At 66.2% G+C, this 14228-nt stretch carries 10 protein-coding genes, 3 tRNA genes and 1 pseudogene; 9 read left to right on the top strand and 5 right to left on the bottom strand.

Going from position 1 to position 14228, the window contains the following annotated elements:
* Positions 1 to 137: 137 nt before the first annotated feature.
* Positions 138 to 749 (bottom strand): LysE family translocator, encoded by a 612-nt coding sequence (locus AB5Y68_RS14000; protein ID WP_368207272.1) that lies wholly within the window; start codon positions 747 to 749, stop codon positions 138 to 140.
* A gap of 128 nt (positions 750 to 877) precedes the next feature.
* A complete protein-coding gene (locus AB5Y68_RS13995) occupies positions 878 to 1831 on the bottom strand; it encodes a LysR family transcriptional regulator (protein ID WP_124245298.1) in 954 nt (317 codons plus the stop codon).
* A 200-nt stretch (positions 1832 to 2031) separates the two neighbouring features.
* Here AB5Y68_RS13995 and AB5Y68_RS13990 point away from each other — a divergent pair, with 200 nt between their 5' ends.
* The 7 genes and pseudogenes from AB5Y68_RS13990 (at position 2032) to AB5Y68_RS13960 (ending at position 6312) form a co-directional block, all read left to right on the top strand.
* Positions 2032 to 3120: a ketoacyl-ACP synthase III gene (locus AB5Y68_RS13990; RefSeq protein ID WP_225159775.1), complete on the top strand. Its 1089-nt coding sequence runs from the start codon at positions 2032 to 2034 to the stop codon at positions 3118 to 3120.
* Between the two features lie 223 nt (positions 3121 to 3343).
* Positions 3344 to 3428, top strand: a tRNA-Tyr gene (locus AB5Y68_RS13985).
* Between the two features lie 42 nt (positions 3429 to 3470).
* Positions 3471 to 3555: transfer RNA gene (locus AB5Y68_RS13980), tRNA-Tyr, on the top strand.
* Positions 3556 to 3586: 31 nt separating this feature from the next.
* Positions 3587 to 3671 (top strand) — tRNA-Tyr (locus AB5Y68_RS13975).
* A gap of 136 nt (positions 3672 to 3807) precedes the next feature.
* On the top strand, positions 3808 to 4080 hold the full coding sequence (locus AB5Y68_RS13970) for a hypothetical protein (protein ID WP_039040070.1): 273 nt from the start codon (positions 3808 to 3810) through the stop codon (positions 4078 to 4080).
* A gap of 112 nt (positions 4081 to 4192) precedes the next feature.
* A complete protein-coding gene (locus tag AB5Y68_RS13965; protein ID WP_039040069.1) occupies positions 4193 to 4924 on the top strand; it encodes an EAL domain-containing protein in 732 nt (243 codons plus the stop codon).
* An 82-nt stretch (positions 4925 to 5006) separates the two neighbouring features.
* Positions 5007 to 6312: pseudogene (locus AB5Y68_RS13960) on the top strand (endonuclease/exonuclease/phosphatase family protein).
* A gap of 56 nt (positions 6313 to 6368) precedes the next feature.
* Here the strand turns inward: AB5Y68_RS13960 and AB5Y68_RS13955 are convergent.
* The 3 genes from AB5Y68_RS13955 to dsrO are packed head-to-tail and all read right to left on the bottom strand — an operon-like array spanning position 6369 to position 11360.
* Complete coding sequence (locus AB5Y68_RS13955) at positions 6369 to 9476, bottom strand: tetrathionate reductase subunit A (RefSeq protein ID WP_368207269.1); 3108 nt, start codon at positions 9474 to 9476, stop codon at positions 6369 to 6371.
* Positions 9476 to 10582, bottom strand: a complete 1107-nt coding sequence (gene nrfD, locus AB5Y68_RS13950) for an NrfD/PsrC family molybdoenzyme membrane anchor subunit (RefSeq protein ID WP_039040066.1) — start codon at positions 10580 to 10582, stop codon at positions 9476 to 9478. Before nrfD ends, AB5Y68_RS13955 begins: the two co-directional genes overlap by 1 nt.
* Positions 10572 to 11360 (bottom strand): sulfate reduction electron transfer complex DsrMKJOP subunit DsrO, encoded by a 789-nt coding sequence (gene dsrO, locus AB5Y68_RS13945; protein WP_039040065.1) that lies wholly within the window; start codon positions 11358 to 11360, stop codon positions 10572 to 10574. The genes nrfD and dsrO overlap by 11 nt, the downstream gene beginning before the upstream one ends.
* A gap of 259 nt (positions 11361 to 11619) precedes the next feature.
* On the opposite strand from dsrO, the gene AB5Y68_RS13940 reads away from it, so the two are divergent.
* On the top strand, positions 11620 to 13575 hold the full coding sequence (locus AB5Y68_RS13940; RefSeq protein ID WP_039040064.1) for a PhnD/SsuA/transferrin family substrate-binding protein: 1956 nt from the start codon (positions 11620 to 11622) through the stop codon (positions 13573 to 13575).
* A 1-nt stretch (position 13576) separates the two neighbouring features.
* Positions 13577 to 14188 carry a response regulator transcription factor gene (locus tag AB5Y68_RS13935; RefSeq protein WP_039040063.1) on the top strand — a complete coding sequence of 204 codons (612 nt, stop codon included), beginning with the start codon at positions 13577 to 13579 and terminating at the stop codon, positions 14186 to 14188.
* The last annotated feature ends 40 nt before the right edge of the window (positions 14189 to 14228 follow it).

The raw sequence follows: 14228 nt of genomic DNA, 5'->3' as shown, positions 1-14228 counted from the left end.
CAGACTCCCCGCCCCCCGCCTTGATCCCGCTTAAGATCACCGCAGAATGCAGGATTGACCCGGTACAAAGACATCTGGCGGCCCCCTCATCCCCCGGCCCTGAGAGAGTGCCGACTACGCAGGCACCCGACGCGGAGCTAGATCACGACCTTGAGGGCCAGCCCCAGCAGCACCAGGCCGCTCACCTTGTCGATCACGGTGGATTTGGCCTTGAGCCAGGCGAGTACGGGCCCGCGAGAGAGCACCAGGGCCACCAGCACATACCAGAGCGCATCGATGCCGCCTGCGGTCAGCATCATGATGCCCCCCTCACGCCAGCCGGTGTCGGCATGAACGAACTGGCTGAACAGGGCAATAAAGAAGATGGCGAGCTGGGGGTTCAAGAAGGCCACCATAAAGCCCTCGAACGCCCCTTGACGTCCCCGTGGCGGGTGCCCCTCCTCCTTGCCTGCCTCACCCCCTGCGGGCCTGGCCAGCAACGCCTTGACCCCGAGCCAGGCGAGGAACGCCGCGCCGCCGTAGCGGATGAGATCGAACAGCAGCGGGGTCTGGGTGATCAGGATGGCGAGGCCGAGGGCCGTGATCAGCGCATAGATGCCGACTCCCAGGCCGTGTCCCAGCGCCGTGGCAACCCCGTGGCCCTGCCCTCCCTGCACCGTATTGCGGATGATCAGTGCCAGGCTCGGCCCCGGGCTGATGGCCCCCATCACGCAAATGGCGGCCAGCGCCAGCCAACTCGTCAGCTCCATACCTTCTCTTCCTTCGTGTCGATTGTTGCCACCCGGGATCAGGGTAGGGGGTGGCTCGCTATGCCAGAAGTGAAAGTTATGAATAGAGTCCATAGCCAGTGGCTATAGAGTGGCACAACCCGCTGCCATCAGCGGCTCGCCTGCGACCCTCCTGTCAACTGCTTGCGACTCTCCCCCAGGGTGAATTGCAGGTGATCCCGCAGGAAGGGATAGGCCAGCTCGCGAAACCAGCGGTGAGCCGGATCCAGGTGGTGGCGCTGGTGCCACAGCAGATGATACTGCTGGACCCGGGTGGCGAAGGGGAGATCGCAAAAACTCAGGGCATGTTCCCGGGAGAGCTGCCAGGCGATATGAGCCGGGGTGGTCATCAGACAGTCTGTGCGCAGCAACACCTCCACCGCTGCCTGGAAGAAGGGCACCCGGGCAAACCAGCGGCGGGAGAGCCCGCGAGGGGCCAGCACCTGCTCCACCGGGCTGTCCTTGTCCCCGCCCCCGCTCACCTGCAGGTGGGGCCATGCAAGGTAATCCTCCAGGCTGAGCGCCATGCCAGAGAGCGGGTGATGGCGCCCCATCAGCACCACCAGCCTGTCCTCCCCCTGATGCAGGCCGCGGATCTGGTCCGGCACCAGCTCCGTGATGGTGGAGACCATGTCCAGCTCCGATTGCCAGAGCTGGGGCAACTGGCGCTTGTCCCACAGGCTGTACTCCAGCGCCGCTCGGGGGGCGGCCCTCGCCAGGGCAGCACAGATGTCCGGCAGGATGTGCTGGGCCACGTAGTCGGAGGAGGCGAGCCGAAACACCCGCTCGCAGCGCTCGGGGGCAAATTCCGGTGCCTCGTAGAGCCGCTCCAGGGCACCGAGGGAATCGGCAAGCTGGGCCGCCAAGGCCTCGGCCCGCGGGGTCAGCAGCCAGCGCTGCCCTTCCCGCACCAGCAGCTCGTCGCCAAACTCGCTGCGAAGCTGGCCGAGCTGCTTGCTGATAGAGGGCTGGCTCAGGTTCAGCAGCTCCGCCGCCCGGCTGATGTTGCGGGTCTCCAGCAGCACCTTGAGGGTGGGCAAGAGATTGAGATTCGCTTTGTGCACAGGAGTCACCTCGGGAAGGGGTCGCCGGGATCGGGCCTTCATCTTACGGCAAGGAGAAGCGGAAATTTAAGCAAAATCACGGTCTTGCTCCCGCCACTCCCCTTACACTGGGGGGACCGCAGGATGACAGTGAACGCCCCGTGCGGCATAATTTCGCCACTTTCCGCCCCAGGGCGGCCATCACGACAAGCGACGACAAGATGACATACGCCACTATCACCGGGTGGGGAAAATGCCTGCCCCCCGCCTCGCTGACCAACGATGACCTCGGCACCATCATGGATACCTCGGACGAGTGGATCTACCCGCGCACCGGCATCAAGGCCCGCCGGGTCTCCCATGTCAGCACCCAGGCGCTCGCCACCCTGGCCGCCCGTCGCGCCCTGGCGTGCGCAGGTCTGGACGCCGCCGCCCTCGATGGCATCATCCTCGCGACCGCCACACCGGGCACGCTGGTCCCCAATGGTGCCTCCGCCGTGCAGCAGGCCCTCGGCGCCCACAAGGCGGCGGTGTTCGATCTCAACGCCGCCTGCACCGGCTTCGTCTATGCCCTCTCGGTCGCCACCTCCCTGGTGCAGACCGGCATGATGCAAAGGGTGCTGGTGATCGGTGCCGAACGGCTGACCCAGTTGCTGGACTGGGCCAAGCGCGACACCGCCGTGCTGTTCGGGGATGGCGCCGGCGCCGTCATCATCGAGGCGAGCGAGCAGGAGAGCGGCCTGATTGCCAGCAAGCTCGGCTGTGACAGCGAAGCGCGGGAGATACTGCACGTGCCGAACTTCGGTACGGATCGGGTGCGTTTCGCCGACATTGACGGCCTCTTCACCTTCAACTTCGAGGGGCAGGAGATCTTCAAGCGCGCCGTGCGCGGCATGGGCGAAGCCACCGGCACCGTACTGGCCCAGGCCGGCATCGCCCCCGAGCAGGTCGACCTCATCGTGCCGCACCAGGCGAACGTGCGCATCATCGAGACCCTGGCCAAGCGGATGAACGCCCCCATGGAGAAGGTGATGGTCAACATAGAGCAGTACGGCAACACCTCCGCCGCCACCGTGCCCATCGCCCTGTGCGAGGCGCTGGAGCAGGGTCGGGTCAAGCCGAACAGCTACCTGCTGACCGCCGCCTTCGGGGCCGGGCTGACCTGGGGCGCCGCCCTCATCAAGTGGGGAGACCGCGTCACCCCGATCGCGAGTTGCGACGAGGTGCTGCCCCCCTGCGAGCAGAGCGCCCTCGAACTCATCGCCCATGCGGTGCAGGGTTGCCAGCAGGCCCGCCCCGCCGACGCCTGAGCGAGCGCCAGCTCCCCATGATCCGCCAGGAGCCCCGTGGCTCCTGGCTGCCAGCCCCCCTACACCCCCTCGCCGTTTCGGCAGCGACATAAAAGTCATTGAAAAGTGTGAATTTTGAGCTAAACATATCAAAAAATGACCATTTGACACTTTTTTGTCGTCAGAATGCGGCCAAGGGGTTCACAACCTTGCCGGATCTGGTAGTATGCGGCCTCGCACTTGGGGAGGGGTTCCCGAGCGGCCAAAGGGATCAGACTGTAAATCTGACGGCTCTGCCTTCGAAGGTTCGAATCCTTCTCCCTCCACCATTCAAGTGCGTCAAGTAAGTAAAAATCAGGAAAATACCCCGTGGAGGGGTTCCCGAGCGGCCAAAGGGATCAGACTGTAAATCTGACGGCTCTGCCTTCGAAGGTTCGAATCCTTCTCCCTCCACCATCTTCCTGAACACAATATGCAATGCCCCTGTGGAGGGGTTCCCGAGCGGCCAAAGGGATCAGACTGTAAATCTGACGGCTCTGCCTTCGAAGGTTCGAATCCTTCTCCCTCCACCATCCTTCAGACAACCCGGCCTCGCGCCGGGTTTTCGCTTTTCTGAATAGAATCCATATGGCGCTGTCAGATCTGACAATTGCCCTCCCCGCACTTTTTAGAAACAGTGGAGCCTCATGTCGCAAGGAGTGCACACAGATGTTTGAAATCTGGGATGAAACGGGTCGCGAGCACGGGCTGACACTGGCCGAGCTGCAACTGCGGCTGCGGGATTACCAGGGAGACGTGATGGTGCGCTACCTCAACCGCCTCGGCCTGCCGAGCACCCTCTTCCTGACCATCCGCCAGGGATGTGCCTATCAGCGCTTCAAGGCGGGTTCCCCCATGCTCGACTGGTCCTGGCTTGCCCAGGCCATGCACGCAGCCCCCCTGGCTGGCGCCGCACCTGCACAGGGCCATGCCCTTCCCTGACCCCCTCCTTCCTGCCCACGCCCAAGCAGGGCCCATTATCAGACTCTTCCTACAGCCTCCCTTTAGACCCTCCCTGTATGATGCGTAACCATGTTCCCGTCAGGTGAGAACCATGTTTGCGTTCAAAGAAGAGTCTCCCGTAAGGGCCATGGCCAACATGGCGGATATCGTCGTCCCCTTTTATCAGCCCATCATCGGCCAGGATCGTCAAGTCAAGGGGTATGAGGTGCTGGCCAGGCGCTGGGATGCCGATAGCCAGGGTTATCAGGGCATCGATTTTGCCGCCCTCGGCGAAGATGACGCTCTGCACCTGGATATCGTCATGCTCAGGGCCATCATGCGCGATCTGCCCGTGCTCGCCCAAAAAGGCCCCTATGCACTCTCCATCAACCTCAATCCGGCTCTCTCCAGCCCCACCTACTGCAATCTGCTGTTGCAGGTGCTGCTCCAGGCCCGCAAGCTGGGGATCGACATCTGGTTCGAGGTGCTGGAACACGTCAGGATCAAGCACCAGCACAGGGAGATGATCGAGGTGTTGCGGGCCCATGGCGCCCACATCGCCTGTGACGACTTCGGCTCCCTGGCGTGCAATTTCCAGCGCCTGATGATGCTCCCCTACGAGATCGTGAAGCTGGATCGCTCCCTGCTGCTTCAGGCTACGCGCAGTAGCCACGCCCTCAACATGCTGACGGGGCTGGTGAAATACCTGCAACGACTCGGCATGGCCGTGGTGTGCGAGGGGGTGGAGACCCAGGTCCATATCGAGGTGGCGAACCGGCTGGGCTGCGACTACCAGCAGGGCTACGCCTACGCCATTCCCTCCCCTCTCTCCCGCTGGGCCTGAGCGGAGCGCTTGCTCGTCACGGGGGAAACCCGGGCACCTTTCCCATAAAATCCGGCAGGGTGCTGCCATTTTCCTGCCAAAGATGGCAGGCTGTCCCGGCCACACTGACGCCGAGGCCCGCCATGGTTCGCTTTGCCACCTTCAATCTCGCCTTCGATCGCACTGCACCCGGCATGCTGGGGGAAGAGCTCGCCCTGACCGGCACCGAGCAGGACGCCCTGCTGGCCCGCCTCGCCGACGGCACCTTGAGCGGCGCCGAGAGGACCAAGGCCCTCGACGTGCAGCAGATCCGCAACATCGCCGAAATCATCCAGCGCACCCGACCGGATGTGTTGCTGCTGAGCGAATTCGACAATGACGGCAAGGGCGCCGACACCACGGACCTCAACGCCTTCAACGACAACTACCTGGCCCACGCCCAGCACGACGAGGTGAAGGCCATCAGCTACCCGGTGCTGCAGAACTTCGCCACCAACACCGGTATGATGAGCGGCCATGACCTCAACCTGGACGGCAAGGTCAACAACGGGCCGGACGACGCCTGGGGCTTTGGCAACTACCACGGCCAGTACGCCTTCGCCGTGATGTCCCAGTACCCCATCGATACCAAGCAGACCCGCACCTTCCAGACATTCAAGTGGAAGGAGATGCCGGGCGAAGTGAATCCCGTCATCGACGACTGCAACAATGCCAAGGCGCCGATCCCGGCCGGCCGCCAGTGCGGCGATGCCTGGTATGACGACGCCGCCTGGCAGGCCTTCCCGCTCTCGTCCAAGAACCACGCCGACGTGCCGGTGCGCATCAAGCGTGGCAACAAGGAGGAGGTGATCCACTTCCTTATCTCCCACCCGACCCCGCCCATCTTCGGCAACGCGGCGCGCCACAACGTCAAACGCAACCGGGCCGAAGTCGCCTTCTGGCAGGACTATGTAGAGACCGCCAGCTACATGGTGGATGACGCGGGCAAGGCCGGTGGCCTGCCCGCGGGTGCCAAGTTCGTCATCGCCGGCGATCTCAACGCCGATCCCCAGATTGGCGATGGCGACCTGACCGCCATTCAGGATCTGCACAACCATGTGCTGGTCAACCAGGCCGTCACCAACGGCGCCCTGATCCCGGTCAGCCAGGGCGGCCCCGAGTGCCTCGCCAGCCAGCCGGATCAGTGCAAGCGCAACAACAACCGCCCCACCCCGGAGCGCATCACCAGCAGCAGCGGCCTGCAGCTCGACCACGTGCTGCCCTCCGCCAACCTGAACGCGGTCGCCTCCGGCGTGTTCTGGCCGGCCAGCTTCGAACCTGGCTACCACCTGGTGTATGACGCCAAGCTGGGCATCGCCAAGGGAGTCAGCTCGGATCACCGCCTGGTGTGGGTCGACGTCACACTGTGACAGTGACGCAGAGCAGATAAGCAACGGGGCCCGCAGGCCCCGTTTTCATTGGTTTGTCATACCAGCTTCTCCACCCGGGCCGGCAGCCCCTGGCGGGCCGACGAGCCGATGGCCCAGTCCACCAGGGGGTAGCGGCCATGGCGGCTGGGATCCAGCACCGCCAGATCGTTGAGGTTGACCCCGGCTCCGCGCAGCGGATTGGCAACCACTTTCTGGCCGTCTATCCAGTGTTCCCGCGCCCCCAGCTCCTTGTGGCCGAAGCCGTGTTCGATGGCGATGGCATCGGCCTGCACCCCGGCCACGCACTCGGCCACCCCGATCACGCTGCCATCCGGGGTGCTGACCCGCACCCTGTCCCCGCTCTCGATGCCCAGCTGCGCCGCCGTCTGCGCATTGAGCCGCACCCGGTTGCTGGGATTCACCTGGCGCAGGCGATCCGAGCCGATACTCATGGAGCTCATGGTGTGGGACTTGTAGCTGGTGAGCAGCAGCGGCCACTGGGCCGGTTTGAACGCCTCATTGAGCGGCGTGCCATCCGCCAGCTGGGGGCGGAAGAAGCGCGGGGTACCACTCAGGAACTGCCCGCTCTGGCTGTGGCGGCGGCTGCCCACCTCGGGGTTCCACACCATCAGCGGCTTGGGCCAGCGCTTGCTTGGCTGACCCGCTTCGTCGCGCCCCTTGGCCGCCGGCTCGAAGCGCCCGCCACGGGCGAAGAGATAGGCGGCGCGGCCCGCCTCCTCCGCACTCAGGGTGGCATTCAGCACCGGCAGGATCCGTTCCACCCCGGACCAGGCGAGATCCTCAGGCCCGATAGGAGGCACCGGCTCGCCGAGATAGGCGACGTTGGCCGCGCCGTAGAGGGAGAAGTCCGCCGCCTTATGCAGGGCATGCAGCTTGCCATCCGCCCCTTTGAGCGCCCCCTCGCCAAAGCCCGGCAGCCCCAGCCGTTTGGCCACCGCGATAAAGAAGGACTCCATGCAGACCGGATCTCCCTCGGCGGTCTTGGCGACACGAGGCTCTACGATGGGCCAGCGGCCGGTGGAGACCTTGGTCATCACCCCGTGCCAGGCGGTGGCCCAGCCCCAGGACTCGTAGGTCAGGGTATCCGGCACCAGGTAGTCCGACAGCGCCGACGACTCGTTGATGAAGCTGTCGATGCTGACCACAAGGGGCAGCACGGCAGGGTCCTTGAGATCTTCGCCTATGGCCTTGGCGAGCCCGGCCTGGCCGTAGAGGGGGTTGCCCATATGATTGATCCAGGCCTTGAGCCGGTAGGGATAGCCGTTCACCGCCGCGGTCAGGTGCTCGCCGAGCAATGGGCCCGAGATCGGAAACCAGGGCTCTTGCGCCGGATAGGGGTTCTGGCCAGCCTCGCGCTTGCGCCGATATTCAGAGGTCTTCTCGTAGGGGAACTTGGAGCGCGACAGGAAGACCCCGGCGGGTTTGACCATGCCGGGGAAGCTCGCCAGATCGTAGCGCGGCCCCGCCCCGAAGGGATCGAACTTGCCGCCGCTCGCCACGGCGCCGCCCCGGGCATTGAGGTTGCCGATCATGACGTTGAGCATCATGATGGCCCAGGCCGAGTAAAAGCCGTTGGCGCTCATGGTGCCGCCGTGGGAAACCACCGCCGCCCGGGTGCCGTGGCTGGTGAACTCCCGCGCCAGCGCCTCGATATCGCTCACTGGCACGGCGCACTCGGCGCTGTATTGCGCGAGGGAGTGCTCCCGGCACGCCTCGACCAGCAGCTGGAAGCTGCTCTTGACCACGAACTCCCCCTTGGGGCCCTGAATGAGGCGATCCACCCAGAGGTTGGCCCGCTCACACTGGCCGGCGGGTCTCGGCTCGCCGCTGCCCGCCTCCTCTACCAGCATGGCGTCCCCCTCCCCATAGGCTTCCCCATCAAAGGGCAAACCAAGATCGCTTGCCCGCAGCATCTGGCCGAAGCGCGGGTGGGACTCGTCGCAGAGCACCAGGTGGCTGGCGTTGCAAAAACCGCGATAGCCGGCCCGCTCGGCGGCAGCGGCATTGGGTGCCGTCAGGAAGGGCTCGGCGTAGCGCCGGTTGTCGATGATCCAGCGCAGCATGGCCATGGCCAGGGCGGAATCCGTGGCGGGCCTGATGGGCAGCCAGCGGTTGGCGGGGGCGGAGGGCATGTTCACCGTGTTGGGCAGGCTGGGGGCCACCACCACGTAGGAGAACGGCTTGTCCTGCCGCGCCCGGTTCGCCGCCAGCTGACGGGACTGGCGCTTGAAGGGATTGCCCGATTGCTGGGGCGAGGTGCCCATGAACAGCAGGAAGTCGCTCTCGTCCCAGTCCGGCTTGAGGTGGGCGTTCTTCTCCAGATCGTCCAGCAGGGCACCGGCCCCGACCCGGAACGACAGGCCGCAGTAAGCGCCGTGGTTGGCGAAGTTGCGGGTGCCGAAGCTGTTGAAGGTGAAGCGCTTGATGAAGTGATCCCGCCCCTCGTCCGAGGCGTTGCTCACCAGCAGCTGGTTGGCCCTGGGGCCGTACTCCGGGTTGGCCGGGTCGAGCGGCTCGGCGAGGTTGCGAATGGCCCGCAGCCCCTCAACCAGGCCCTCGCCAAACAGATCGCCCCCCTCCACCACCTCGGCCACCAGCTGCTCGAAGGGGATGCTCTGCCAGCGGCCGCTGCCACGGGGTCCCACCCGCTTGAGGCAGCGGGTGACCCGCTGCGGGCTGTCGAGCTGCTCCAGCATGGCATTGCCCCGCGCGCAGGCGGTGGAGCGCCCGTCCAGCCCCCCTTCCTGGTAGCCACTGGTGGCGAGCAGCGCCTGCTTGACCGGGGTCTTGAAGTCGATGTGATGGCGGGCGGAGAGGGGGTGATAGGGGTTGCCCAGGATCCGCACTATCTGGTCTCGCTCGTTGTCGATGCGGGCCCGCACTCCGCACAGGGTCCAGCAGCCGAGGCACATGGTGTTGGCAACCCGCTGGGCCGGGTTGGGGTGCAGCTCCCCTCGCTCGTCAACCCGGTACTCCACGGCCAGCGAGTTGCCATGGATGGGATCCCGGGTCGGCTGGCCCGAGCTGCCGGTGGCAAGACCACTCGCCACCTGCTTGAGGGTGTCGCTGTAACCGGCGACGAACAATCCGGTGCCGCCGGCGATGGCGGCGCCCTTGAGAAACTTGCGTTTGCTGTGATCCATCAGAGTGCCTCGCGTGCAAAAGTTGTGGATGCCTTGATGGCAGAGGAAGCAGAGGGGTGCACCAGCTCCGAGAGGGCCACCAGCAGGGCCACCAGCAGACCGAAGGTGCCGAGAATGCCGAGCACACCGGCCGGGCCCCAGGCGATTTCATAGAGGTAGACGCCGGCCCCGTACTTGGGGGCGAGCTGCCCCTGAATGAGCAGCAGCCAACGCAGGCCCCACACCAGGTGCAGTCCCAGCAGCGCCAGCCCCCAGAGTGCCAGGCGGGCAGAGATCCTTCGCTGGATCAGCATCAGCAGGCCAGCCAGCCCCAGGGTCAGCAACAGCCAGTGGGCCGCCAGCCGCCAGCTCGGGTCGAGCCGATAGAGGGCCGCGGCCTCTGCCGCCGAGGCGCCGCCAAGCAGGGCCCAGCCCAGCAGGGAGAGCGCCAGCAGGCTCAAGGTCCAGCCGCTCTGGCGCAGCAGAGTCGACTCGGTCTGGGCACCCCAGCCCGTCAGCAAGCGGTTGAGCAGCAGCAGGGCGCTCTGGGCCCCCAGCACGGCGCTCAGGGTCAGCAGCCAGGGCAACCAGGGGGTATGCCAGAGCGGGCGCGCCGCCACCGCCATGGTCTCGAGCCCGGTGTAGAGGGCGATGCTGAGCCCGCTCAGGGCGGCCAGCAAAGAGAGGGGCCGCAGCCAGACGTGCCCCGACCAGCTTCCCAGGCAGAGCAGACAGGCAAGGCGGGCTATCTTGTCCCCTTCTGCGCCACGCCGGGCCAGGGCTGGCCTTAGCAGCAGCCAGCCGAGCAGCATGGAGAACAGGCTGAACAGCGGCAGCAGATAGGCGCCATACCACATGACGGAGCCAACGCGCGTCTGGGCGTAGAAGTGCCAGGCCCGGGCCGGCTGGTGCAGATCCGCGGTCAGGGCGATGGGAGCCACCAGACCGGCCGCCACCATCAGCACCGCCGCCAGGGTCTGCAGCCGCGGGTCCGGCGCCTTGCGCCACAGATCAAAGGCGCCGAGCCAGAGGGCCCCGTAGGCGAGGCCGATGAGGAAGAAATATTGCACCGCCCAGGGCAACCAGGTGATGGGCTGAGCCGGGGCCAGCAGTTCGTTAATGACCATGGGCTATCTCCTTGCCATCGTCGGTGAGCAGGGTGCGCAGGGCCGGATTGCCGTCGACCTTGCTGACGAAGGCCTCGTCCATGCCGAGATAAAAGACCCGCGGTTGGGTATTGGCCTCCGGCTTGAGCACCTTGAGCGCCGGCTCGTGTTCGCGCAGCAAGCGGCTTATCCGGCTCTTGGGGTCGTTCAAATCCCCTATGATGCGCGCCTCGCCGACACAGCTCTCCACGCAGGCGGGCAAGAGCCCCGCCTCCAGCCGATGGGCGCAGAAGGTGCACTTGTCGGCGGTGTTGGTCTCGTGGTTGATGAAGCGGGCGTCATAGGGGCAGGCCTGCACGCAGTAGCCGCAGCCGACGCACCAGTCGTTGTTGACCACCACGATGCCGTCGTCGCGCTGGAAGGTGGCGCCGGTGGGGCAGACATCGAGGCAGGCGGGCTTGGCGCAGTGGTTGCAGAGCCTTGGCAACATCAAGAGAGAGGCGGGAGCCGCGAGGGCGGCCACGTCACTCACCTCGTACTGGCTCACCGTGGTGCGAAACTGGCCGAGTGGAGGCTGGTTTTCGATGGTGCAGGCCACGGTGCAGGCCTGACAACCGACGCAGCGGCGCAGGTCGATCAGCATGCCGTAACGCTTGCGACCGTCCCCCCGGCTGATGGCCGCCCGCCCGTTGCGGGGAGCGGGAACGGACTGCGCCTGAACCTGGGTGACGGGGATCAGGGCCGCCCCTGCGGTGAGGGCGGCGATCCCGGATAACAATCGGCGCTTGCTGGGCTCCATGGCATCTTTCCTTCTGCTGAGCTGGCTTGAAAGGGGTTGGGCCGATTGTCCTCAACGCAGGAAGTCGCCTCTATTGTGGTTTTCCACATACCGGGAGCCGGGTTGATCCAGCGCAATAAAAAATGCCCCAGCCCTGCTGAACTGTGACCGGGGCGGCGTTTGCCGCCCCTCCCGGCCCCGTTCGCGTGCAAGCGCGCGCCCCAGTGATAGACTGCCCCCTTTGCACCGAGAGGAGAGCCCCCTGCACGCCCCAGTTCCCTTGCCCCTGCTCAGCCTGCTGCTCTGGCTCGCCCTGTCAGCCCTGCCGCTGCGGGTGCAGGCCGCCCCGACTCCCTCTTCGCCAGCGCCGGCCCGGCAGCAACCCGCACCATCCCAGGCCGCGCCGGTGCAGGCCTTGGCCGAACCGATACGCATCGGCGTGCTGGCAACCCGTGGCCCGGCCCTGGCCAGAGCCCAGTGGCAACCGCTATTGCGCTGGCTGGCACAGCGCGTGCCCGACCATCGCTTCGTGCTGCATCCGCTGGGGCTCGATGAACTGGCCGAGGCCGTCGCCCGCGAGCACCTCGATTTCGTCATCACCAACCCGGGCCAGTCGGTGAGTCTGGCGCGCCAGTACCCACTGGCCTGGCTCGCCACCCTCAAGAGCCCGGCCGGGGGGGACAACCTCGCCATCGGCGCTGCCCTGGTGGTGCCCGCCCAGACCCCCTACCAACACTGGCGTGACCTCGAGGGGCAAGCGGTCGCTGCCGTTTCGGAGAACGCCTTCGGCGGCTACCTCGCCTATCGCTTCGAGGCGGGCGAACAGGGGGTCAGGCTGGAGCGCTTCTTCTCCACCGTGCAGTTCACCGGCTTTCCGCTGGACCGACTCATCGAGCGGCTGGCAACAGGTGAGGTGGCCGCCGCCATCGTGCCGGTGTGCCAGCTGGAGCGCATGGAGCGGGAGGGCAAGGTCGCCAGGGGGGCATTTCGGGTGCTGGACGATCAGGCGCCGGCCGGCTTTGGTTGCCAGAGCTCGACCCGGCTCTACCCCAACTGGTCCTTCGCCAAGACAGAACGGGCCTCCCCCGCGCTGGCGCTGGCGGTGACCCGCGCGCTGTACGATCTGCCCTCTGATAGCGAGGCGGCCATCGCCGCCGATTCGGCGGGCTGGACCGTGCCCACCAGCGAGCTTGCCATCGACCGCCTGCTCAAGGCGCTGGATCGCCACCCGCTGCAGGGCCCCTGGTGGCAAGCGGCCTGGCACTGGCTGCGCCAGCATCAGCAGTGGGGCTGGGGTGCTCTGGTGCTGGTACTGCTGCTGGGGGGCCACCACCTGCTGCTGCAGTACCTGTTCAACCGCAGCCAGCGCCGGCTGCTCAAAGCCCGCCACCAGCTCGAGCAGAAGGGACGCCAGCTGGCACAGGCCAGACGGCTCGCCGAACTGGGCGAGCTGGGCGCCAACGTGGCCCACGAGATCAATCAGCCCCTCAGCGCCATCGCCAACTACAGCCAGGGGGCACTGCTGCGACTGGACAGATTGGCACAGGATCCGGCCCAGGCTGCCGCCCAGGCCTCCCTGCGTCAGGCCCTGGAGCAGATAGGGCGCCAGGTCCAGCGCATCACCCAGACCGTCAACCGGCTCAGGGCCAGGCTGCAAAAGCGCCCTCCCCGCTTCGCGCCTTGCGACCTGCCCCCCCTGGTGGCGGAGTTGCGCCCCCTGCTGGAGCAGATGCTGGCGCCGCTCGACGTCGCCTTCACCCTGCACTGGCGGGGCCAGCCACGCCCGTTACCTCTGGACGGCACCGGGATGGAGCAGCTGCTGGTCAACCTCATCAAGAATGGCGCCGAGAGTGCAGCGAAGAGAGCGGCGCAGAGGGCAGCTAAGAGTGCGCGCCCCGCTGTTCACTCCCCTGCTCACCCCACTACGCAAGCACCGGCACAGGAGCCTGCCCGGGTCGAGCTGCTGATCGCCTTCGAGTCGCAGAGCCTGCTGCTGGAGATCCGCGACAACGGCGCCGGCCTGAGGGTCCCCGCCACCGAACTGCAGCAGGCGTTTTACAGCGACAAGCCGGACGGCATGGGGCTGGGGCTCGCCATCTGCCGGGAGGTGGTCGAGAGCCATCGCGGCCAGTTCAGCCTGGAGAGCCTGAGCCCCCACGGCTGCCTGGCCCGGGTCATCCTGCCCGTGCCGCCACCCGAAACCCTCCCTTCATCCACCGACATGCCGAGGAACTGAGATGACCTCCCCCTCCCGCCCCCCGCTCTATCTGGTTGACGACGACGAGGCCGTGCTCGACTCCCTGCGCTTCATGCTGGAGAGCTGCGACGAGCGGCAGCTGCTCAGCTTTGCCGATGGCGAGCGCTTCCTGGCCGAGGTCGACCTGCACCAGCCCGCCTGCCTCATTCTCGACTGCCGCATGCCGGGGCTGTCGGGCCCCGAGGTCCAGCAGCGGCTGAAGGCGGCCCAGAGCCCCATCGCCATCCTGTTTCTCACCGGCCACGGCGAGGTCCCACTGGCGGTGAAATCCCTCAAGCTGGGGGCGGTGGATTTCTTGCAAAAACCGGTGCAGCTGGCCCCCCTGCTCGCCGCCATCGAGCGGGCCGAGCAGGCGACGCAGGCGGCGGCCACCCGCCTCGCCCATCTGTCCGCCTTTGAGCGCCTCACCCCGCGCGAACGCCAGTTGTTGCAGCTCATCGCCCGGGGCCACAAGAACCAGCAGATAGCGCAGGATCTCTGCATTTCGGTTCGCACCGTCGAGGTGTGCCGCGCCAGCCTGATGAAACGCCTGGCGGTGAACTCCCTCGCCGAGATGCTGTTGCGCTACGCGCAGGTGAACGAACACCCCTGAGTGGCCTGCAACCGTACAAAACGGGCCGGGATCACACATT

This window comes from Aeromonas sp. R6-1, assembly GCF_040908165.1.
Taxonomy (GTDB): Bacteria; Pseudomonadota; Gammaproteobacteria; order Enterobacterales; family Aeromonadaceae; genus Aeromonas; species Aeromonas caviae.
This window is presented reverse-complemented; position numbering and strand designations above follow the sequence as displayed.